Here is a 21,414-nt window from a genome sequence, read left to right on the forward strand (position 1 = left end):
CCAGCCTCTGACCTGTCGGCGATCACGCCGAAGGGTCACCTGCGTTGACACCGGTGCCAACGATGCCGCAGTAACCCAGCATCGAGGGGTTTCCGCCGTCGCGGCTCCAACCTGAACGGCGGCTTCGGGCTAACGGGACCCCGAGCGGAACTCCGTCCAGAGATCGACGGCTTGCTCCAGGTCGAGTGCCGCTACATCCTCGCGGGCCATGCCGACTGTGTAGATCAAGCGATTGGCGAGCCAGTCAGGAACCGGCTCTCGTGCAGGTAGCTCGTCAAGGTGGATGTGATCGGTCATAGTTCCGAGGCGGTCGATGACCTCGCCGAGGCGGACGACATCGGGACGCGAACCGCCGGCCGCCCGGACTCGTGCCTTGGCCTCGGCGTAGACCTCCGCGTCGGCCCTCTCGCCGACTGCCCAGATCTCGCAGATTTCGACCGCCTTGTCATCGGTGATCCGATAGACGACCCGCCAGGTGTTCCGGCCGACGACGAGCTTACGGAATCCGGTGAGTTCCCCACCTAGTGGGTAACCGGCCTCGGGGTTTTCCAGCAACAGAAGGATCTTCTTCAGAACCTTGGGAACCGCGTCCGGGCCGATCCTGCGAAGATCGTCAACGGCCGGGTCGGTGAATACGACGTCGGACACGCTATTCGTCGTCATCCGGAAGCGCGGCCAGCGACTCACGGGTATGCCCGAAGGCGGAAAGGACATCATCGATCGACGTCCGTCGCCCGCTGTCGGTCGCCGCCCGTACGAGAACCAGCGCCAGATCGCGCAGATCGGCCGCGGCCTCTTCCAGCTCGTTGAGACGCCGCATGCTCACGACCGCCGCAACCGGCTGATGCCGACGGGTTACCACCAGATCTGTCCCATGCTCCGCATCGGCCACCAGGCGGGCCACCCCTCGCTGCGCGGCCTCGGTGACCGTGAGCTCGGTCGCATCGTGGAGAACAGTCATGCAGAAACTATATAGGAAGCTGTACAGAACGACAATCACTGAACCGCATCGCAGGCCGTCGTAGCGGAACGGCCTGCGCCTGCAAGGGTCGGCGGAGCCTCCGGCAGCATGTGACGAGGTACGCCTCAGTCGAGGCCGGGGGCCGGGGCCGTCTGGGATCGCTTCACCGGACGGTCACCTAGCTTGACGTTGGTATCGCCGATGCCGCAGTGACCATTGGGTGCATGCCGGCACAGTTCCTCCCAGCCCCTGACTGCGTCGCTGGTGGCGAACCGGACGTCCCACTCATCGTCCCGCCGGGACCTGCCGCCAAGGCCACGCGCGGCGGGGAGCACCGCAGCGCGGCGCGCTCTGGCGCCGCCTTGACGCAGTAGAAAAGCTTCGCCGTGATCACTGTCCGTGTCCAGACGTCCGACGCCTACGGCTGCGCCCAACTCTGTCGCTGAAGCCATTCGGCATGCTTCGCGTAGATCAGAGCGTGCCCGTTCGGTCGGTCATCACGGTCAGCCAGGAACTGATCGAGCGCTTGGAACAGCACCGTCACGGCGGTGCTGTTCCGTTCGTCATTGATCGGGCCGACATCCAAGGACCTGACCTCCGTAGGGAACGCCAGCATGAGCACGAGCGCTTCCCAGACCAGGTTGTTTCCCCTGTTCACCTGGACGATCAGCCACTCCCTGAATCCGGCCAAGAGTGTATGACCGCTGCCGGCGTGGAACCCAGCAATGAAGGTCGCGAACGCGCGGTATGAGCCGTCCAGCCCATAAGAACCTGGTCGTCGATGGATCTCCGCCATGTACTCACGAGGCGTCCACGTGGCGACCGATGACACCTCACCCGCTACCGGGAGAGCTTCTTCAGGCTTCACCGGACCGCAGCCCAACTAGGCAGCCACGCCCGTTCCAATGAGGCTGCGGTGGCCCTGGGCGGAGCACTATTGGGGAGTTCCGGCTTCTGATCAGCATAGGCGTCACGACCTACGATGCCTTGACTTGAGGAAGTCGTCCACCCACTTCTTGCTGCTACGCCACATGCCGTCGTCTCCCTTGACCGCACGTAGTCGTCGTCCCCGTACGGCAGCGACGCGCAGTGCGTTTGGGGCCTTGGATAGGTGCGCTCGTTCGTCAGGTGCCCGTGGCGGTTGATCAGGGCCGTGAGCGCCGCACGGGTCTCGAGCGTGTGGGCGTCCTGGTCGGGTGGGCGCCTGGCGGATCTGGTGTTTGAGGCGTGCAGGCTGTGATCTTTATGACAGCTCGGGGAACCGTTCGCGTAGGTGGGTCAGCACTGCCAGGACGCGGCGGTTGGTGTCGTCGGTGGGTGAGAGGTCGAGTTTGGCCAGGATGCTGCCGATGTGCTTGCTGATCGAGGCCTCCGACAGGACCAGCGTTTTCGCGATGGCCGCGTTGGAGTGACCTTCGGCGACCAAGGCGAGCACCTCGCGTTCGCGTTGGGAGAGGCGGGTGATCGGGTTGTTCTGGCGGTTGAGCAGGCGGCGGACGACCTGGGGGTCGATCACGGTGCCGCCGGCGACGACGCGGCGCAGCGCGGAGACGAAGTCCTCAACGTCGACGACACGGTCCTTGAGCAGGTAGCCGACGCCGAGCCCGCCACCGGAATCGAGGAGTTCGGCGGCGTAACCGTGCTGGACGTACTGGCTCAGTGCGACCACGGCCAGGCCGGGATTGTCCCGGCGCAGCTGGACGGCCGCGCGTAAGCCGTCGTCCGTGAACGTCGGTGGCATGCGGATGTCGGTCACCACGAGGTCGGGTGAGTGCTCGGCCGCGGCCCGCAGAAGTTCCGTGGCGTCGCTGACGCCGGCGACCACGGTGAAGCCGAAGCGTTCCAGCAGGCCGGCCAAGCCCTCGCGCAGCAGGACGCCGTCTTCGGCCAGGACTACGCGCATGGCAGCTCCGTCCGGATCAGGGTGGGGCCGCCGGGCGGGCTGGAGAGCAGCATTCGCCCGGCGGCGACGGCGACCCGGTCGGCGAGGCCGGTGAGACCGGTGCCGTTCGAGGGGTCGGCGCCACCTCGGCCGTCGTCGCGGATCTCGACGGTGAGCAGACCCGCGGTCTCGCGGGCGGTGACCGCGACGGCCGTGGCTCCGCTGTGTTTGGCGACGTTCGTGAGGGCTTCGGCGACGACGAAGTAGGCGGTCGCCTCGACCTGTTCCGGTGGGCGCCGAGGAAGGTCGGTCTCGACGACGACGGGGATGGGGCACTGGTCGGCGAGCTCGCGCAGCGCGGCAGGCAGGCCGAGGTCGGTCAGCACGTTCGGGCGGATGCCGTGGATCAGCTCGCGCAGCTCGGACATCAGCTGCTTGGCCTGCTGATGAGCCGTTTCGACGGCCCCGGCGGCGGGGGAGGCGGCCGGGATGTCGAGCTTGGCCAGGCCGAGCTGGAGGGTCAGTCCGACGAGCTTCTGCTGTGCGCCGTCGTGGAGGTCACGTTCGATTCGGCGGCGTTCGGCCTCGAACGCGCTGACCAGGCGGGCTCGTGACCGTGACACCTCGACGAGTTCCGCATGCAGTTCGTCGGCGGCGCCGGGGTGGAGCAGTGCCCGGGCCACCGCGCCGTGGACGCCGGCGACAAGGGTGAGCAGGTAGGGCACGGTCACCAGGGCGGCGAAGCCGGTGATGGAGTAGGGCACGGCCTGTGGCGGCGTGGTGATGACGGTGACGCCGAAGTTGATCTCTCCGGCGGGGACCAGCCAGGGGCTCAAAGCGCACACCGCGATCAGTATGAGGACGAACGCGACCATGCTGTAGAGCGCGGGGACCACGGTCACGAGCAGGACGGCGTACGACAGTTCCCGCCAGGTCAGCGGTTGGCGGTACCAGGAGAGGCCGAACGGTACCCGGCGTACTGACGGGACCGGCCGGTGGTCGACCAGGCGCAGCCGGACCCGTTCGGCGGCGGCCAGTGGCCGGGCCACCAGCGGCCCGAGCGCGGCTACGAGTGCGGCGCCGAGGACCAGCAGGATCAGCCCGGACGCCGGCTGTGCGGTGTTGGTGGCGACCCGCCGCGCGAGCAGCGCCCATGGGAAGGCCAGCAGTCCGAGCGGTACCGCAAGGAGCGTCGCGATCGGGACCGACGACAGGACGTACATCGCGGACCTGAGAGGCCAGACGGACATGATGAGACGCCGTGTGACGAACGCGGAGAGCGCGGTGCGGGGCGGGTTGGCGGACACAGGGATCACGCTAACCAGCACGGGCGGCGGTTCCCACCGAGCCGGCCCTACACCTCAGGTATAGCCAGCCCTACCCGGAATCGGTGACCAGGGGTAGTGCCACGCGCCCGGCTCGCTGGTGTGCTTGCCGGCCATGAGAGAACATCCGCTACTGACCTATTTCACGCTGTCGTACGGCATCACCTGGCTGTGCTGGCTTCCCTACATCCTGTCCGAGACCGGGCTCGGTCTGCTGCCCATCCGCTATCCCGAGATCCTGGGAAGTTCACAGACCTTGGGGGTACTGCCCGGCGGCTACCTCGGCCCGATCACGGCCGCGTTCATCGTCACCGCCGTCGTGGACGGCCGGCCTGGGCTGCGGCGCTGGGCGAAACGGCTGGTCCGCTGGCGGGTGAGCCCGCGCTGGTACCTCGGGGTCCTGCTGGCCGTCCCGGTCGTCGCGGTCGTCTCGACGTTCCCGCTTCCCGGTGCACTGGCCGACTTCCGCATCCCCGGCGCGACCGTCTTGCTGTTGTACGTCCCGATGCTGGTCATGCAGTTCCTGACGACCGGACTGGCGGAGGAGCCGGGCTGGCGTGACTTCGCCCAGCCCAGGTTGCAGGCCCGCTACGGCCCGCTCGCCGGTTCGCTGATCCTCGGCCCGCTGTGGGGTGCGTGGCACCTGCCGTTGTTCTTCAGCGAGTGGGCCGACTGGCCCAATGTGGACTGGCTGATGATGGCGGAGTTCGTCGGCTCGGCGATCCCACTGAGCCTCGTCATGACGTGGGTGTTCAACCGGACGAACGAGAGCCTGCCGGTCGTCATGCTGTTCCACGCCAGTGTCAACACCGTGTACTCCCTGGTATGGGAAGCATGTTTCCCGTCCTTGGACGCGTTCGGCGACAGCGTGCACACGTTGGCGATCGGCTCAGGGGTGGCGGCAGTCGTACTGCTCATCGCCACCCGGGGCCGGCTCGGCTACGAACCGATCGCCGCCAGGGAGTTCCAGAACACCGGCGCACGGTAACGAGCCGCGTGCGGATCAGGACGCGGCGCCATCCACGCCGGTGAGACCGGCCGAGAGCGCGGTACCGGTCGGGCTGTGGTCACCAGGGGGACAGGATCAGGGCCTGCAATAGGAGGCCGGTGACCGCTTGGGTGGCGAGCGTGCGTCGGCCGGGGGCGTACGCGACGGCCAGGCCGATCCATATGGCGAAGGGGGTCCAGATGCGCTCCACCTCTCCTCGCGTCACTCCGCTGAGGTCCAGTGCCAGTACCGCCGCCAGGGCCGCGGCCACGACGAAGGCGGCAGGCCGCTCCCCGAAGCGCAGGGAGGCGGCCCGGTTACCGAGGCCGAAGGCGGCGGGCCGGTCCCGGAGGGCGATGGTGGCGGGCCGGTTCGTGAGGCCGGAGGCAGAGGGTCGGTTGGTGAGGGCGACGGCGAGGCGGGGGAGGCCTGCGGCGGTGGCGGGGCCGGTGGTCAGGGCGAGCACGGCGAGGTTGGCGACCAGGAAGTACAGGTAGGGCCGGGCGGCGCCCGGGTCGGCGGCCCACTGCGCGTGGGTGGCGACCACCCCGGCGGGCCACCAGAACCCGCCGGCCGCGAACGCGGCCGTCACGGACGCCGCCCCGGCCAGCGCCGCCGTCACGGCCGGGCGCGGCAGGCGGGCGAGCACGGCGACCGTCACCGGGATCAGCAGGTAAGGGACCAGCCCGTAGCTGAGGTACGGCAGCGCGCCCAGCAGTACCCCGGCTCCCGCCGCCCACAATGTCCTGGCCGTGGTGCCCCGGCCGAGCACCAGCAGCGCGACGCCCCACGCGCCGACGCCCGCGAAGAAGGCGTCCATCGTGGTGGCGATCCACACCGATGCCGGGGTGAGGGCCAGGTAGGGCAGCGCGCGCCGGGCGGCCTGCTCCCCCGCCAGGCGGCGCACGGTCAGCCCGATCGCCACCGTGGCGGAACAGCCGGCCGCGATGACCAGGACCGCCGCCCACAGCGGCCCGCCCAGCCCCACGGCGGCCAGCGCCCAGAGCACCAGCACGGGCAGCGGCGGATGCCCGCGCACGTGCGTCGGGTACTCGCCCAGCCGCCGGGTGAAGCCCGCCAGCCAGCCGAGCGGGTCGTGCCCCACCTGCGGCAGCACGGCCAGGTACTCCTGGGGGTGGGTGAACGGCGCGGCGAGCCCGTCGCCCGACATCGCCAGCAGCACCGTCCACGCCAGCGCGAACCCGTAGGCCACGAGCGACGCGCGCCCGAACCCGCCCCGCCGGACCGCCCCGGGAAGAACGCGGACGGCGACGGCGGCGAGGACCGCCGCCGGGACGAGCGTGACCGTGAGGACCCGGAAGTGGGCGTGCAGCGGCGGCAGATGGTCGATGCGCAGCACGCCGAGCGCGTGCAGCACCGCGCCGGCGGCGAAGGAGGCGACGACCAGCGCGCCCCACCAGGCGAGCGCCGCCCGCGTCCGGCGTACCTCCGCGAGGGTGTCCGTGGGGCGCATGAGCATCAGGTAAGGGTGGCGCATCGTCATCCGGCTTCGGGCCGGTGTTCCGCGTGACGCGGGAGCCTCAGGTCGGGGGTGGCGCGTCATCGTCCCGCCTCGGGGCGGTGGTCCGCGCGCGGGGGCCTCAGGTCAGGGTGGCGAACCATCGTCCTGCCTCGGTCCAGTGTTCGGCGGACGGGAAGCCGGAGCGCCGCGCGAGGGGGCCGATGTCGTCGGCGCACACCGTCGCCCAGGTGAACCAGTCGGCGACCCGTCCGCCGTGCCGCAGCCGCACCCGGTCCACCGCGGTCGGCGTCCCCGGCGGCGCGAGTTCGGCGATGACCGCGCCGCCGGGACGCACCAGCTCGCGCAGCCGCAGCAGCAGCGCGCCGGGGTCGCCGCCGATGCCGATGTTGCCGTCGGCCAGCAGCGCCACCGCCCAGCGCCCGGTGCCGGGCAGCGGCTCGAAGACGTTCCTGCACAGGGCCGCCCCGCCGGCGCGCCGCGTGAGGGCGACCGCCAGCGGGGCGATGTCGATGCCGAGGACCGGGACGCCCCTGTGCGCGAGCGCCGTGGTCAGCCGGCCGGGCCCGGAACCGACGTCCAGCGTCGGGCCGTCGCACCGGTCCAACAGCCCCCGGTCGCCGTCGATCGGCCGCAGCCAGCGCCCGGCGGCCAGCGGCCGGACCTTGCCGTCGGAGTACTCGACGTCCACGTCCCCTCCCTGCAGCGCCTCCTCGTACAGGGCGCCGATCACGCGGCGTCCCCGCGTCCGGCCGAACGCCCGCCGGACCCGGTGGCCGGCGGCACGGGAATACGGCGGCCCGCGAAAGAACGGTGGTCGGGGTGAAAGTGGCGGGCCGCGGGATTTCGGGGGGCCGGCTGGCATGCCACAGGGGATTCCGGATGGCCGGCCGAGGGGTCGATCTCGATCACAGGGCGACGTTACAGCGGTGTTCGCCCGCCGATTCTTACGAATCCGTGACGTGACGTCCTGCTCGTGTTCGATAGCGGGTGACCTGCGATGACGCGGGAATACGTCAGGGCGGCGACTTTCACCCGGCCATCGCCGTCCACCGGTGCGGCCGGCGCGGATAAACGCGGGACAATACCATCCGGCCCTTCATTCATTACGCAGCGCCGAATCGCCCCGTTCGTGCGGCGGGCCGGTTCTGTCACGCTGGAAGGTCGCGTACAACCACCACAGGGACGGCAGGAGCAGCACGGCGCCCACGGCGAGCGCGCCCAGGGTGGCGGCCAGGACGCTGCTGGTGGCCGCGGCGTCCTCCAGCGTGACGCCGGGCAGCAGGTCCGGGTACTGGCCCACGCCCCACCCCCACAGCAGTCCGGTCACCGCCAGCGCCGCGGTGAGGCGGACGGCCAGGTAGGCGCGGCGCCACAACAACGCCAGGGAGACCAGCCCGGCGGCGACCGACAGCGCCAGCAGCGGCAGGGCCCGGCCGCCGGTGAGCTCGGCGAACAGCCGCGGCGCGTCGGCGCGCAGCACGAGCAGACCGGCCGCCGACAGCAGCCCAACGACCGCGCCGCAGGCCAGGGCGCGCCGTCTGAACTCCTCGGCCAGGCCGTCCTCGCCGGCGCGCTGGGCGTCGCGGGTGAGGTAGACGGCGGCGAGGTAGGCGGCGGTGCCGACGGCCAGCGCGCCGGTGATCGCGGAGGTCGGGTTGAGCCAGCTCGACACGACGTTCCCCGCGGCGATGCCGGCGGGGACCCGGCCGGAGGCGATGGCGCCCGCCACCGTACCGAGGAAGAACGGGGTGGCGACCGAGGAGAAGGCGAACGCGGCGCCGAACAGGCGGCGCTGCCACAGCTCGGTGGAGACCTTGCGGAAGGCGAAGGCCGCGCCGCGCGCGATGATGCCCAGCGCCGCCAGGGTCAGCGGGATGTAGAGGGTGGAGGCGACGGCGGCGAACACCCCGGGGATGCCGGTCCACATCAGGACGATCACGAAGATCAGCCAGACGTGGTTGGCCTCCCAGACCGGGCCGATGGAGTGCTCGATCAGCTCGCGCCGGCGCCGCCCGGAGGCCGCGCCGCCGGACAGCAGGTCCCAGACGCCGCCGCCGAAGTCGGCGCCCGCGAACAGGACGTAGGCCGTCAGGCCCGCCCACATGACCCCGATCATGACCTCTGCCAGCGGCATCGGTCACACCACTCTCTGGTCTGTCTCGTCGTGGACGTCGGGCTCCTGGGGCGCGATGGGCACGGGCCGGTCCCGGGCGAGCAGGCGCAGTACGTACACGGTCGCGACGGTGAGCACGGCGTACACCAGGCTCACCAGCACGAACCCCCACACCAGGCCGGGCGCGGGGTTGACCGCGTCGGCGGTGCGCATCACGCGGTAGACGATCCACGGCTGGCGGCCCACCTCGGTGACGACCCAGCCGGCCTCCAGCGCCAGGACGGCGGCGACGCCCGAGACGGCGGCGGCGCGCGGGAACCACGGCGAGCGCGGCAGGTCGCGCCGCCGTATCCAGGCCAGCGCGAGCCACGCCGACAACGCGAGGAGGGCGAAGCCCAGCCCGACCATGAGCTGGAAGGCCAGGTGCACCACGTTGACCGGGGGCCAGTCGGCGACCGGCACCCGGTCCAGGCCCATGATCTCCGCGTCGGGGTCGAAGTGGGCGAGCAGCGACAGCCCGTCGGGGATCTCCAGGGCGTACCGCATCCGGTCGTCGACGGCGATGCCGCCCACGTGCAGCGGGACTCCGCGCTGGGTGTGGAACACCCCTTCCATGGCCGCGAGCTTGACCGGCTGGTTGGAGGCGACGAAGTGGGCCGCCCAGTCGCCGACGACGATCTGCGCCGGGGTGACCAGGGCCGCGGCCGTCAGCGGCAGCAGCAGGCCGGCGCGGTGGTACCGGTCGCGGCGCCCGCGCAGCATGGCGACGGCGTACACGCTCGCGATGCCGAACCCGGTGACCATGAACGCGGCCAGGATCATGTGCACGGTCTGCGGCGGGGTCGCCGGGTTGAACATGGCCGCCCACGGATCCACCGCGACCACGCGGCCGCCGGCCAGGCGGAAACCGGTCGGCTGCTGCATCCAGGCGTTGGCCGTGACGACGAAGAAGGCGCTGGCCACCCCGGCGACCACGATGGGAACGCCCGACAGCATGTGCGCGACCGGCGTCAACCGGTCCCACGCGTACAGGTAGACGCCCAGGAAGATGGCCTCGATGAAGAAGGCGATGCCCTCCAGGGAGAACGGCAGGCCGATGACCTGGCCGTAGGCGCCCATGAGCCGGGGCCACAGCAGCCCCATCTCGAAGGACAGGATCTTCCCCGACACCGCGCCGACGGCGAACAGCACGCCCATGGCCCTGGCCCAGCGGCGGGCCAGCAGCCGGTAGTGCGGGTCGCCGCGGCGGTGCCCCCGCCATTCGGCGATCAGCGTGATGGCCGGCATGCCCACGCCCAGGCACGCCAGCACGATGTGCCAGCCCAACGAGAGCGCCATCTGCATGCGGGCGGCGCCCAGGCCGGCGTCGGCGGAGTCCGCCATCACCTGCACGATCATCATGACTCCCCGGCGCCGTGTCGGTCCACCTCGGCGGGGGACGCGCGCGGCGTCCCCCGCCTCCGCCCCTGAAGTCCTCCCCCGAGGGGGTCATCCGCGCGCGAAGCCCCCGTCCCGGGGGTGTCTCACCAGGGTTGGAGGACGACTTTGTTGCACTCGTTCTCCTTGTGCTTGAACATCTCGTACGCGTGCGGCGCGTCCTCCAGCCGCACGCGGTGGCTGATCACGAAGGCGGGGTCGATGTCCCCGGCGCGGATCCGCTCCAGCAACGGCTTGAGGTAGCGCTGGACATGGCACTGGCCGGTCCGCATGGTCAGCGACCGGTTCATGAACGACCCCACCGGGAACTTGTCGACGAAGCCGCCGTAGACGCCGATGACCGAGACGATCCCGCCGTTGCGGCAGGCCATGATGGCCTCGCGCAGGACGTAGGGCCGGTCGGTCTCCATCCGCGTCGCCTGCTTGGCCCGGTCGTAGGCGTGCATGGCGGGGACGGGGTAGTGCGCCTCCATGCCGACCGCGTCGATGCAGGCGTCGGGGCCCCGGCCGGCGGTCATGTCGCGCAGCGCGTCCAGGACGTCGGTCTCCTCGTAGTTGAGGGTGTCGGCGCCCGTGCGTGCGGCGATCTCCAGCCGGTACGGGAAACGGTCGATGACCACGACGCGTTCGGCGCCCAGCAGGAAGGCGCTCACGGCGGCGAACTGGCCCACCGGGCCCGCGCCCCAGATGGCGATGACGTCACCGGGTTTGATGTCGCACATCTCGGCGCCCATCCAGCCGGTCGGCAGGATGTCGGACAGGAACAGCACCTTCTCGTCCGGCAGGCCGTTCTCGATCTTGATCGGCCCGACGTCGGCGAACGGCACGCGCGCGTACTGCGCCTGGCCGCCCGGGTAGCCGCCGAGCATGTGGGAGTAGCCGAAGATGCCGGCCGGCGCGTGTCCCATGAGCTTCTCGGCCAGCCCCGCGTTCGGGTTGGAGTTCTCGCACACCGAGTACATGCCGCTCTGGCAGGACAGGCAGCCGCCGCACGCGATCGGGAACGGGACGACCACTCGGTCCCCGACGCGCAGGTTCGACACCCCCGGGCCGACCTCGACCACCTCGCCCATGAACTCGTGGCCGAGGACGTCGCCCTTCTTCATCGTGGGGATGTAGCCGTCGTACAGGTGCAGGTCGGAGCCGCAGATGGCGGTGGAGGTGACGCGGACGACGGCGTCGCGCGCGTTGAGGATCCTCGGCTCCGGGACCTCCTGGACCTCGACCTTGTCGCGCCCCATCCAGCAGATGGCTTTCATGGGGTCCTCCTCATCTCATCGGCTGGGCCACGTGCTGGAACAGCTGCCGGATGGCCCGGGTGCCCTCGGGGCTGCCCTCCGAGCGGGTCACCTCGCCGGTCTCCATCACCTGCTTGAAGCGCCGCAGGTCGTCACGCACCTGCTGGTCGGGGTGCTCGCCGAGCAGCCGGGCGAAGGCCAGGCCGAGCCTGCCGACCGGCGCGTCGTAGTCGATCCGCACGCGCACCTCGGTGCCGCGCCCGCCGGGAGCGTCCATGAAGCGCACCGACCCGCGGTTGCGCACGGTGGCGCCCTCCAGCGACCGCCAGGCGATCAGTTCGTCCTCGCGGTCCTGGACGATCTCGGCCTCCCACTCGACGGGCTTCCTGGCCGGCCCTCTGGCCCGCCACCGGGAGTGCCCGCCCGGGCCGGTCTCCACCGAGTCCAGGTGGATCATGAACCGGGGCAGGTTCTCGAAGTCGCGCCAGAACCGGTAGACCTCCTGGCGGGGCCGGTTGACGGTGATGGAGGCGCGCAGGCCGGTGGTGGGCGCGACCGGCGTGATGGTCCCGCCCTTCTCGACCCGCATCGCGGCGTACAGGTCGGCGGCCGTCATGCCGGCCACCGCCGTCGAGACGGCCATGACGCGGCGGCGTCTGGCGCCCGCGCGGCGAGCCAGGGCGCGGCCGAGCAGCGCCAGGTCCATGGCGTCGCCCGCGACCCGGGTCCACACCATCGACGCCGGCCTGCGGCTGCCGAGCAGGGCGGCCGCGTGGAGCAGTTCCCGCATGCCGACCAGGCGCACCGTGGCCCGGGACACGGCCGAGTCCTCGAAGCCGCCGAGCCGGCCGAGGACACGGGGTGCGGCGAGCTGCGCGGCGCCCAGTCCCAGGCTGGCCCACCCGAGCGCCGCGGCCAGACGGCGGGCCTTGTGATTACTCGCTCCGCTCATGTGAACCTCACATGGCTGGGTATGTGGCGATCCGGCGCACCGGCGGCCCCTCGCGACGGGCGCGTCCGGCGCGCCGCCCGGTCCGGCCGACGGCGGACCTCTCGTTTACCAGTGAGCCGTACCCCTTCGACGTGGGACGACACAGATCGGCCCATTCCCGCGCCGGAACCAGACCGTATCGAGGGAACGCGGTGACGCGTGCACCGGTTTGAGCGGCTCCACACGGGGGTACCCCGGCCGTCCGCATCGCGCGTGCCGCGACACCACTCGGCCGGAGCCGGGGCCGGGTTCGGGTCAGGCGGGCGTGCCTGGGCCGGCCGGATCGGCGGCGACGGAAGAGTCCTCGTCGATGGCGGAGGGGTCTTCTTCGGTGACTGCGGGGGCCTCGCCGGCGGTGGTGGAGAGGTCCTCATCGGCCGTGGAGAGGTCCTCGGCGGTGGTGAAGGGGTCCTCGGCGGGGAACAGGATGGGGCTGAGCAGATAGCGGGTCCGGCCGGGGGCGGGCGGGTTGGCCAGGCGGGGGGCGATCGCCGCGCGCATCTGGGCGATCATCTCCAGCAGTTCCTCGCGGCTGAGCCAGACCGCGTGCTGCCGGTAGCCGACCAGGTCCGCGACCGGGTCGGCGCCGTCGCGGCCGAGATAGGAGCCGAACTCGGCGAGCAGGGCGGCCATGGCCACGGCGAACCCGCGGCGATGGTCGTCGGCCGACAGCGACCGCATCGCCTCGGCGTCGATCACGGCCCTGTCCTGGCGGAGCCGGTACCGGCGCTCGACCGCGCCGCGCACCCGTCGCTCGCCGGCCACCTCCAGGACCCCGCCGGCCGCGAGCAGGTCGACGTGCCGGTAGACGGTCGCCTTGGAGACGTCGGGGATGCGCGCGCTGAGCTCGGAGGTGGCGAGTTCGCGCCCGCCGCGCATCGCGTGCACGATGCGCAGCCGCACGGGGTGGGCCAGGAGCTCCAGAGGGTCCATCGCCATACGATCTCACATCTGCTACCGTTCGCAAAAATGAGAAAGGATGGCGTCTGGGATGGGGAACGACACCGACCCTGCGGCGATCGCCGTCACCGTCGTCGAGATGGCCCGCGACGGACGGTTCACCGAGATCGAGGCGCTGTTCGCGCCACGGTTGCGCGCGGTCGTCTCCGCCAGGACACTGCGGACGGCCTGGGCCGCCGAGATCGCCTCCATCGGCCCGGTCTCCGCCATAGGAACCCCGGCGACCGAGCCGATGCCCGATGGCGCGGACCGAGCCGGACGGGCGGGGCTGACGCGGGTGAGTGTGCCGGTGAGCGGGCGGGATGGCGGGCTCACCGTGGTGATGTCGGTGGACGGGGCCGGCGCGCTGAACGGCCTGCGACTGGCCCCGGCGGCCACGACGTCCTGGGCGCCGCCGCCCTACGCCGCGCGCGGAAGGTTCGGCGAGCATGACGTCACGCTCGGCACCGGTCCGCTCGCCGTGCCCGGCACCCTCACCATGCCGCGCGGACGGGGCCCGCACCCCGGCGTCGTGCTGCTGAGCGGCGGCGGTCCGTTCGACCGCGACGCGACGAGCGGGCCGAACAAGCCGCTGAAGGACCTCGCGTGGGGCCTGGCCTGCCGGGGGGTCGCGGTGCTGCGGTTCGACAAGGTGACCTGCGTCCACGGCGCGCGGGTGAGCGACGCGGACGGCTTCACGATGACCGAGGAGTACGTGCCGCACGCGGTCGCCGCCGTCCGCCTGTTGCGGAGCAGGCCCTCCGTGGACGCCGCGCGGGTCTTCGTGGCCGGCCACAGCATGGGAGGCAAGGTCGCGCCACGGGTCGCGGCGGCCGAGCCGTCCGTCGCCGGGCTGGTGATCATGGCGGGTGACGCCGAGCCGATGCACCGTTCCGCCGTGCGTGTCGCCCGCCACCTCGCCTCGCCGGCCATCGGCGCGATGACGGAGCCGGACGTCGAGGCGATCGCCCGGCAGGCCGCCTTGGTGGAGGACCCTGGCCTGTCGCCCTCGACGCCGGCCGCGCTGCTGCCGCTCGGCCTGCCGGCGTCGTACTGGCTGGACCTGTGCGCCTACGACCCGGTGGCCGCCGCGGCGGCGCTGGAGGTGCCCATGCTGATCCTCCAGGGTGGGCGCGACTACCAGGTGACGGTCGAGGACGACCTCGCGCGGTGGAAGGCGGGCCTCGCGCGGCGCGCGGACGTCGAGTTCCGCCTCTACGCGGCCGACGACCACCTGTTCTTTCCCGGGACGGGCCCCTCGACGCCGGCGGGATACCAGAGGGCGCAGCACGTCGACCCCGCGGTGGTGGCCGACATCGCCGCGTGGCTGCACCCAGCTCCCGGCAGGTTCAGCCGGTTCGCCAGGTTCACCCGGTTCGCCCGCCGCGGCTGAAGGCCGGCCGGGGAGTGAGACCCCGGCCTCGTCCGGGCCGGGAAGGGTTACCAGCGGCCGGTCTTGAGGAGCTGGCCACGGACGGCGCCGTCGGCGAACTGCTTGGTGTGCATATTGGCGTACCAGTTCCCCGGGTTCCTCTTGATCCCCGCCAGCACACTCAGGTCCTTCACCCGCACCGAACCGAACGCGGAATTACCGCGGATCGTGCCATCGTGCAGCAGATCGATCACCACCGGACCATTGACACCGGCCTTACCCCGGTGAATGTGGAACGCCGTCGGCCTGCCCGTCCGCTTCCACTGCACCAAGTAGAACATCCGGTTCCCCTGAATCCGGAACTTCGCCACCGCGACACCATCCCGATCGTTCACCTTCTTACCCGGCTCCCGCACCTCATTACGGCCCAGCAACACCGCACCGAAGTAGTAGCTCCTCGGCTTCACCGTCACATGCCCGGCAGCCGAAACCGCGGACGCGGAGGCCGCGCTCACCTTGGCGGGCGAGGAGGCGGTGGCCGCCCCGGCCGGCACCGCGACCGCGCCGAGGGCCAGCGCCGAGATCGCCGCCCCCGCCGCCATCCGGCCGGCCACACGCTGCCAGGTCTTCCGCTCGCGGCCGGTGCGCTCGATGTTCGTCATCAGAATCTTCCTTAGGTCTGCCGTAAGAGTGCGTTTCGGACAACCCAGACGTTAGGTCCGCGGCCGGCGGCGTTATACGTAGGAATCCACACAGTGCCGCGAGCGTGCACAACGGCACACACCGCGCCTCAGGTCTCCCTCCAGGAGCGCTCCCGCGCAGGAGGAGGGGACTTCGTGTTTGGCGGGTCCGTCACGGGTACAGGGGCTCGCACGAAGGAGCGCTGACCATGCATCCGTCAGCGCCAAGGCTCAGCACCCTTGAGCGCTGACCATGCATCCGTCAGCGCGAAGGCTCGGCACCCTTGAGCTCCGGCCGTGCACGGTCGGCGCCAGAAGCCGAGCGTCCACGAGCGTTGACCGTGCATCCGTCAGCGCGCACAACACCGGCCGGTTCCTCGCCGCGTGCCGTTAGACGGGCCCCCGGACCTCACCGATTCGCCCGAGGGCGCGGTCGTCCGAACACGAACGGGCGCGTTCGCCGCGCCGTCCTTCCAGTCTCCTAGGAGTGCCGCATGACGTTCAATCCCCTGCACGAGCGTGGAATCCCGCTGGACAAGCAACTGCGCAACTGGCGTGAGCTCGACGTCGCCCCGGTCGACCCCGACCACTCCGATCCCTACACCCGGTGCCGGATCATCGCGATGAACGGCATCGAGGTGGAGGCGATCATGTTCAGCCACCAGCTCGCCCGGCACTGCCCGAGCGTGGAGCTCAAGCAGCAGCTCGCCCGCGTGCGCTACATCGAGGCCCAGCAGCAGAAGGCCGTGAACTGGCTGCTCCCCGGCCTGGCCTCGGTGCTGGAGACGACGATCGCCTACGAGCAGGTGGCCGTCGACCTGACCGCCTGGGTCGCCCGGATGGAGCCAGACCCCTACCTCAAGCGCGCCTACCAGTTCGGCGTGCTGGAGGACTTCGACCACCTGTACCGGTACGCCAACCTGTACGAGCTGATCGAGCACCGCAGGGCCGAGAAGATCGTGGACGGCCTGACGGAGGTCATGCCGGGACGGCCGACCTACCTCCACCATCGCGACCCGGTCGACAACGTGCGCGAGCCCTACGACAAGAGCGCCGCGGCGCCGATCTCCAAGCTGCACGCCCTGACGATCATGGCGGCCGAGCAGCAGACCATGAACTTCTACATGAACGTCGGCCCGACCTACATGGAGCCGATCGCCCGCCGGCTCTACCAGGAGATCGGCCTGATCGAAGAAGAGCACGTCACCCACTACGAGTCGCTGGTCGACCCGGGTGAGACCTGGTGGGAGATGCTGCTCAACCATGAGTACAACGAGTGCTACCTGTACCACTCGTTCATGGAGACCGAGTCCGACCCCAAGGTGAAGGCCATCTGGGAGCTGCACCTGAACATGGAGCTGGAACACCTGCGCCTGGCCGCCGAGCTGTTCAAGAAGCACGACGGCCGCGACCCCGAGCAGGTGCTCGCCCCCGAGCTGCCGGCGCCGGTCACCTTCGAGCCCAACAAGGCCTACCTGCGCGAACTGATCGCCACCGAGATCGACTACACCACCATCGGCACCGGATACGTGCAGGACGCCCACGAGCGCTTCGAGAAGATGCAAGAGGTGATCATGGGGGGCGAGCCCCTGCCGTCCGAGCAGGTCATCGCCGACAACCGCGACAAGAGCGGCCAGGAGTACCGGCTGGAGACCGAGGGCCCCCACCCGGTGCCCAGCCTGCGGACCGACCGCTGACCACCGGCACGGCCAAGGAGGAGACGATGACGCAGGACCCGCCCGCCCCTGAGACGATGGCCGAGGACGACGTGATCGACCTGCTGCTGCGCCAGCACGCGCTCATCAGGGACCTTTTCGACCAGGTCGAGCAGGCGTCCGCCGAGGAACGGCCCGAGGCGTTCACCCGGCTGGTGCGCATGCTGGCCGTGCACGAGACGGCCGAGGAGGAGACCGTCCACCCGTACGCGCGCAAGAAGATCGACGGCGGGGACGGGGTCGTGGACGACCGCCTGGCCGAGGAGAACCAGGCCAAGCAACTGCTGGAGGACCTGGACAAGAACGGGCCCGACGCCCCCGACTTCCTGGAACGACTCCTCCTGCTCCGCGCGGCGGTGACGGCGCACGCCCGCAGCGAGGAACGCTACGAGTTCACCCAACTGCGCGCCCAGACCACCGCCGCCGAGCGCCGCGCCCTGGCCGCCGGCGTGAAGGCGGCCGAGGCCATGGCGCCCACGCATCCGCACCCCGGCATCGAGTCGGCCACCAAGAACGTGCTGGTGGGAACGCCGGTGGCGATGATGGACCGGATCCGCGACGTGGTCCACCGGGCCATGGACCAGCACAACGGCTGACCGGGCCTGCACCCGCCCGGCCTCCCGTCACGAAGAGGCCGGGCGCGCCCCGCACCAAGGCCGCCATGACCGGGCGCGGCCCGAAGGAGCGCGCCATGACCGGGCGTGACCCGGAGCAGGGCCGTCACGATCGGGCGCGGTCCGGTCGGGGCGATGCCGGCGGCTGGTCCCGATCGCGCCGTGGTCGCCGGTAGGGACGGGTGCTCTCGCGGATCTTCAGCTCGGGCGCCAGCATGGTGACCTGCGGCTGCGGCTCGCCGCGGATCAGGCTCGCCAGGCGCCGGACGGCCGTGCGCGCCAGGTTCTCCACCGGAAGGACCAGCGAGGTCACCGGGGTGGCCATCCGCTCGGCCACATCGTCGGAGCTGATGGCGATGACGGAGATGTCCCGCGGGACCCGGCGGCCCGTGCCGGTGAGCCGGTCCACCACCAGCGGCAGCGCCCACTCGTTGTAGACGATAAGCGCGCTCATGCCCGGCAGCCTGCCGAACATGGCGTCGAGCGCCGTGACCACCCCGCCGGACGAGGGCTCGCACGGCTGCCACGCGGCCTTCGCCCCCGCGCGGGCCAGCGCCTCCAGCGCGCCGTCACGGGCGTGCGCCGCGTAGGCCCCGCCGCGCGCGTAGGCCTCCGGCGGTTGCCCGAGGAACCCGACCTCGGTGTGGCCGAGATCGAGCAGGCGCTGCGCGCACAGCCGTCCCGACAGGACGAAGTCGAAGTCCACCTGGCACAACCCGGCGGGGTCGTCGGGCGTGCCGACCAGGACGGCGGGACACTCCAGCGTCCTGAGCAGTTCCACCCGCGGGTCACGCCGCTGGACCTCCATCAGCATCACGCCGTCCACGAGCGCGCCGGCGACCGCGTCCTTGATCGCCTTCTCGCCGTCGTCGTCGGTCAGCATGAGCAGCTTCAGCCCGGCGTCCTGCGCGGCCGACAGCGCGGCCCAGACGTAGGGCATCTGCACCTGGTTGTGCGGCCCGTGCACCATCGGCAGCGCCATGGCGATCACCCCGGACCTGCGCGTCCTGATGGACCGCGCGCCCGCGTGCGGCCGGAACCGCAACTCCTCGATGGCGCGCTCTACCCGCTTGACCGTTTCGGCGGAGATGGAACGGTTGCCGCTGAGCACATAGGACACGGTGCTGCGCGAGACCCCCGCGTGCCTCGCCACATCGGCGATCGTCACGGCCATTACCGGCTCCCTGGCACCGTCGAACTGATTCGATTCCGGCAACGTAACACCAGGTCGGCCCGCCCACAAGACCTACTTCGAGCCCGGGCCTCGGCCGGCGGCCCGTCCCCACCCGCTCAGGATCCGCGAGGCGGGGGCGATGGCCGGACGCGCATGGCAGGGTGGTCGAATCGTTCCACCGGCGAGGTCTTCCCGTGCGGCGGGAGGAAAGGAGCGAAATGGCCGATCCGATCGGCCCGCGACCGGGGCCGCCACGCCCACGGCCGGCTGATGATCGCCGATGTGGGGCGCCTCCCTCCGCCGGACGCCGCCCTGCGAGGACACCGGCGAACGCTACCTGGCCATCGCCCTGCGCGCCCCCCACTGAGCACCCCCCGGCGGACCGTGAAGGACCGGCCCGCGATCGCCGGGTCAGAAGCCGACGTCGCGGCCCATCAGGTCGCCCGCTTCCTCACGGCGGACGAGCAGTCGCGCGCCGTCCGGGCCGACGGCCACGACCGGGGGGCGGCCGGTGAGGTTGTAGGTCGAGGCCATGGAGTGGTGGTAGGCGCCGGTCGCCGCGACGGCGATCACGTCTCCGGGGTGGACGTCGGCCGGGAGCGGCACGTCGTCGGCGATCGTGTCCCCGGTCTCGCAGTGGTGACCGACCACGGTCATCGTGCGCATCCCGCCCTGATGACGGCGGCCGACCACGCGGACCTCGTACCGCGACCCGTACAGCGCGTGGCGCGGGTTGTCGCTCATCCCGCCGTCGACCGCGACGTAGGTGTGGTTCAGCGCCTTCTTCACCGAGATGACCCGGTACAGGGTGAGACCGGCGGGGCCGCTGATCGCCCGTCCCGGCTCGACGACCAGCCGCGGCGCGCGCAGCCCGAGGCCCGCGCAGCGCTCCTCGACCGCGGCGGTGAGCCGCCCGGCGTAGTCGACCAGGTCCAGCCCGCGCTCGCCCTGAAGGTAGGCGATGCCGTGACCGCCGCCGAGGTCGAGTTCGGCGAGCATGACACCGTGGGTCTCCCGGATCCGCGCCATCTGCTCCACCATCACCCGCGCCGCGGCCTCGTAGGGGGCGGCGTCGGTGATCTGCGAGCCGAGGTGGCAGTGCAGGCCGGCGAGCTCCAGCGACGGCTGGGCGAGCACCCGGGCCACGGCCTCGCCCGCGGCGCCGGTGGCGATGGACAGCCCGAACTGCTGGTCCTCACGGCCGGTGCGGACGGCGGCGTGGGCGCCGGCCGCGATGTCGGGGACGACCCTCACGAGCACCTTCTGCCGCCGGCCGAACGGGACCAGCGCGGCGAGCCGGTTGATCTCGCCGATGTTGTCGACCACGATGCGGCCGACGCCCCCGGTCACCGCCGCCTGGAGCTCACGCGGGGTCTTGGCGTTGCCGTGGAAGATGATCCGCTCGGCGGGGAAGCCGACCGAGAGGGCGACGGCCAGTTCGCCACCGCTGCACACGTCCAGGCTGAGTCCTTCCGAGCGGACCCAGTCGGCCATCGCGCGGCACAGGAACGCCTTGGCCGCGTAGGCGATCTCGGCCTTGGGCAGCGCGGCGCGGTAGGCGCGGCAGCGCAGCCGGACGTCGGTCTCGTCCAGCACGTAGGCGGGGGTGCCGAACCGCTCGGCGAGGCGCACCAGGGGGATGCCGGCCAGCGTGGCCTCGCCGCCGGGTCCGAACCAGGCCGCCGAGGGCCACGGGCCCCTGCCGATCTCGGCCACGGGCGGCATGGTGGTCATCGCGATCATGGGTACCTCGCTCCTAACCGGATCTTCGTCGAGTCGCAGGTGCTGGGCCAGCAGGCACATCACGCCACCCGCAGGCGGTGAACGTCGTGGCCCGTCGCGGGGCTCCGCGGGGGCAGGGTCCCGGCGGGGTCCAGGACGATGCCGGTGACGCCGAGGTCGGCGACCATGTGGCGCAGCGCGGGAGCGCTGAGGCGGATCCAGCGCTGGCCGGGGCCGAGCACCCGTGCCAGCGCGAGCGGCGAGGAGAACGCGACCGCCGTCCTGTCGCCCGTGGCCGTGCGGAACAGCCGCAGCGAGACCGTCGCCGTCCCCTCGCGTACCGGCACCACTAACAACGGATCGGCCATGATGATCCTCCTAGCATCGAAACCGGCGATCGGGGTCAAACCCCTCAAAAGCCAAGCTAGACGGCGATAACCGACCGATGACTTCGCCTTGACGGAGCCCTGACGGCCAGGTCCGAGGAACAGACGCCTTCTTGACGAGCAGCCCGCCAGTGACGGGGTTCACGCCGCGGCCGCGAGTTGGCCGGGGCCGCCTGCGACGGGCGGCCACCCGGTGGGCGTCGGCGCTCGCTGCGCGTCCGCGCCCGGCGAGGGCCCCGGACGTGAAGCTTTCACGACGGCGCGAGCCCGGACGCACGGTCGTCCCGGCAAGTGCGCGCAGGACGTTGACCGGGTGATCACCCTGACATACGGTGCGCCAGAAATGTTCGAGGATATGGCGAAATGTTTCGGGCCATGCTCGCCATGGCCGGGC

At 71.3% G+C, this 21,414-nt stretch carries 20 protein-coding genes; 4 read left to right on the top strand and 16 right to left on the bottom strand.

Translation table 11 applies throughout. The features are described from left to right. Window positions 1-129: 129 nt before the first annotated feature. The 5 genes from ACFQSB_RS08950 to ACFQSB_RS08970 all read right to left on the bottom strand — a co-directional run bounded on the left by ACFQSB_RS08950 (window position 130) and on the right by ACFQSB_RS08970 (window position 4,093). Window positions 130-648, bottom strand: coding sequence for a type II toxin-antitoxin system RelE family toxin (locus tag ACFQSB_RS08950; protein WP_380825535.1), 519 nt, complete (start codon window positions 646-648; stop codon window positions 130-132). Window position 649: 1 nt separating this feature from the next. Beyond that, window positions 650-961 (bottom strand): type II toxin-antitoxin system prevent-host-death family antitoxin, encoded by a 312-nt coding sequence (locus ACFQSB_RS08955; RefSeq protein ID WP_380825537.1) that lies wholly within the window; start codon window positions 959-961, stop codon window positions 650-652. A gap of 418 nt (window positions 962-1,379) precedes the next feature. After that, window positions 1,380-1,757, bottom strand: coding sequence for a hypothetical protein (locus tag ACFQSB_RS08960; protein ID WP_380825538.1), 378 nt, complete (start codon window positions 1,755-1,757; stop codon window positions 1,380-1,382). Window positions 1,758-2,204: 447 nt separating this feature from the next. Then, entirely contained in the window at window positions 2,205-2,864 is a 660-nt protein-coding gene (locus ACFQSB_RS08965) for a response regulator transcription factor (RefSeq protein ID WP_380825539.1), read from the bottom strand. After that, a complete protein-coding gene (locus ACFQSB_RS08970; RefSeq protein ID WP_380825540.1) occupies window positions 2,855-4,093 on the bottom strand; it encodes a sensor histidine kinase in 1,239 nt (412 codons plus the stop codon). The genes ACFQSB_RS08965 and ACFQSB_RS08970 overlap by 10 nt, the downstream gene beginning before the upstream one ends. 190 nt (window positions 4,094-4,283) lie before the next feature. Here ACFQSB_RS08970 and ACFQSB_RS08975 point away from each other — a divergent pair, with 190 nt between their 5' ends. Next, entirely contained in the window at window positions 4,284-5,156 is an 873-nt protein-coding gene (locus ACFQSB_RS08975) for a CPBP family intramembrane glutamic endopeptidase (protein ID WP_380825542.1), read from the top strand. Between the two features lie 79 nt (window positions 5,157-5,235). Here ACFQSB_RS08975 and ACFQSB_RS08980 read toward each other — a convergent pair whose 3' ends face one another. The 7 genes from ACFQSB_RS08980 to ACFQSB_RS09010 all read right to left on the bottom strand — a co-directional run bounded on the left by ACFQSB_RS08980 (window position 5,236) and on the right by ACFQSB_RS09010 (window position 13,351). Continuing rightward, complete coding sequence (locus ACFQSB_RS08980) at window positions 5,236-6,636, bottom strand: hypothetical protein (RefSeq protein WP_380825543.1); 1,401 nt, start codon at window positions 6,634-6,636, stop codon at window positions 5,236-5,238. Window positions 6,637-6,757: 121 nt separating this feature from the next. Next, a complete protein-coding gene (locus ACFQSB_RS08985) occupies window positions 6,758-7,369 on the bottom strand; it encodes a methyltransferase domain-containing protein (protein WP_380825546.1) in 612 nt (203 codons plus the stop codon). 366 nt (window positions 7,370-7,735) lie between these two features. Next, window positions 7,736-8,773 carry a cytochrome d ubiquinol oxidase subunit II gene (locus tag ACFQSB_RS08990; RefSeq protein WP_380825547.1) on the bottom strand — a complete coding sequence of 346 codons (1,038 nt, stop codon included), beginning with the start codon at window positions 8,771-8,773 and terminating at the stop codon, window positions 7,736-7,738. A 3-nt stretch (window positions 8,774-8,776) separates the two neighbouring features. Continuing rightward, on the bottom strand, window positions 8,777-10,150 hold the full coding sequence (locus ACFQSB_RS08995) for a cytochrome ubiquinol oxidase subunit I (protein ID WP_380825549.1): 1,374 nt from the start codon (window positions 10,148-10,150) through the stop codon (window positions 8,777-8,779). 125 nt (window positions 10,151-10,275) lie between these two features. After that, window positions 10,276-11,448, bottom strand: coding sequence for a zinc-dependent alcohol dehydrogenase (locus ACFQSB_RS09000; protein WP_354843120.1), 1,173 nt, complete (start codon window positions 11,446-11,448; stop codon window positions 10,276-10,278). Between the two features lie 10 nt (window positions 11,449-11,458). Then, on the bottom strand, window positions 11,459-12,379 hold the full coding sequence (locus ACFQSB_RS09005; protein WP_354843123.1) for an SRPBCC family protein: 921 nt from the start codon (window positions 12,377-12,379) through the stop codon (window positions 11,459-11,461). 294 nt (window positions 12,380-12,673) lie between these two features. Beyond that, on the bottom strand, window positions 12,674-13,351 hold the full coding sequence (locus tag ACFQSB_RS09010) for a helix-turn-helix domain-containing protein (protein ID WP_380825550.1): 678 nt from the start codon (window positions 13,349-13,351) through the stop codon (window positions 12,674-12,676). A 58-nt stretch (window positions 13,352-13,409) separates the two neighbouring features. On the opposite strand from ACFQSB_RS09010, the gene ACFQSB_RS09015 reads away from it, so the two are divergent. After that, window positions 13,410-14,750 carry an alpha/beta hydrolase family protein gene (locus ACFQSB_RS09015; RefSeq protein WP_380825552.1) on the top strand — a complete coding sequence of 447 codons (1,341 nt, stop codon included), beginning with the start codon at window positions 13,410-13,412 and terminating at the stop codon, window positions 14,748-14,750. A gap of 47 nt (window positions 14,751-14,797) precedes the next feature. Here the strand turns inward: ACFQSB_RS09015 and ACFQSB_RS09020 are convergent, their stop codons facing one another. Beyond that, a complete protein-coding gene (locus tag ACFQSB_RS09020) occupies window positions 14,798-15,391 on the bottom strand; it encodes a CHRD domain-containing protein (RefSeq protein ID WP_380825554.1) in 594 nt (197 codons plus the stop codon). A 512-nt stretch (window positions 15,392-15,903) separates the two neighbouring features. Here ACFQSB_RS09020 and ACFQSB_RS09025 point away from each other — a divergent pair. Both ACFQSB_RS09025 and ACFQSB_RS09030 read left to right on the top strand, forming a co-directional pair. Further along, window positions 15,904-17,106 (top strand): hypothetical protein, encoded by a 1,203-nt coding sequence (locus ACFQSB_RS09025; protein ID WP_380825556.1) that lies wholly within the window; start codon window positions 15,904-15,906, stop codon window positions 17,104-17,106. A gap of 26 nt (window positions 17,107-17,132) precedes the next feature. Beyond that, complete coding sequence (locus ACFQSB_RS09030) at window positions 17,133-17,720, top strand: hemerythrin domain-containing protein (RefSeq protein ID WP_380825558.1); 588 nt, start codon at window positions 17,133-17,135, stop codon at window positions 17,718-17,720. A 124-nt stretch (window positions 17,721-17,844) separates the two neighbouring features. Here ACFQSB_RS09030 and ACFQSB_RS09035 read toward each other — a convergent pair whose 3' ends face one another. The 3 genes from ACFQSB_RS09035 to ACFQSB_RS09045 all read right to left on the bottom strand — a co-directional run bounded on the left by ACFQSB_RS09035 (window position 17,845) and on the right by ACFQSB_RS09045 (window position 21,002). After that, on the bottom strand, window positions 17,845-18,912 hold the full coding sequence (locus ACFQSB_RS09035; protein WP_380825560.1) for a LacI family DNA-binding transcriptional regulator: 1,068 nt from the start codon (window positions 18,910-18,912) through the stop codon (window positions 17,845-17,847). A 411-nt stretch (window positions 18,913-19,323) separates the two neighbouring features. Continuing rightward, the gene (gene lysA / locus ACFQSB_RS09040) at window positions 19,324-20,655 is read right to left on the bottom strand and encodes a diaminopimelate decarboxylase (RefSeq protein ID WP_380825562.1); all 1,332 of its coding nucleotides are present in this window, start codon (window positions 20,653-20,655) and stop codon (window positions 19,324-19,326) included. 59 nt (window positions 20,656-20,714) lie between these two features. After that, a complete protein-coding gene (locus ACFQSB_RS09045) occupies window positions 20,715-21,002 on the bottom strand; it encodes an SAV_915 family protein (RefSeq protein ID WP_354843148.1) in 288 nt (95 codons plus the stop codon). Window positions 21,003-21,414 lie beyond the last annotated feature (412 nt).

The sequence above is a fragment of the Sphaerisporangium rhizosphaerae genome, assembly GCF_042665155.1.
GTDB classification, from domain to species: domain Bacteria; phylum Actinomycetota; class Actinomycetes; order Streptosporangiales; family Streptosporangiaceae; genus Sphaerisporangium; species Sphaerisporangium rhizosphaerae.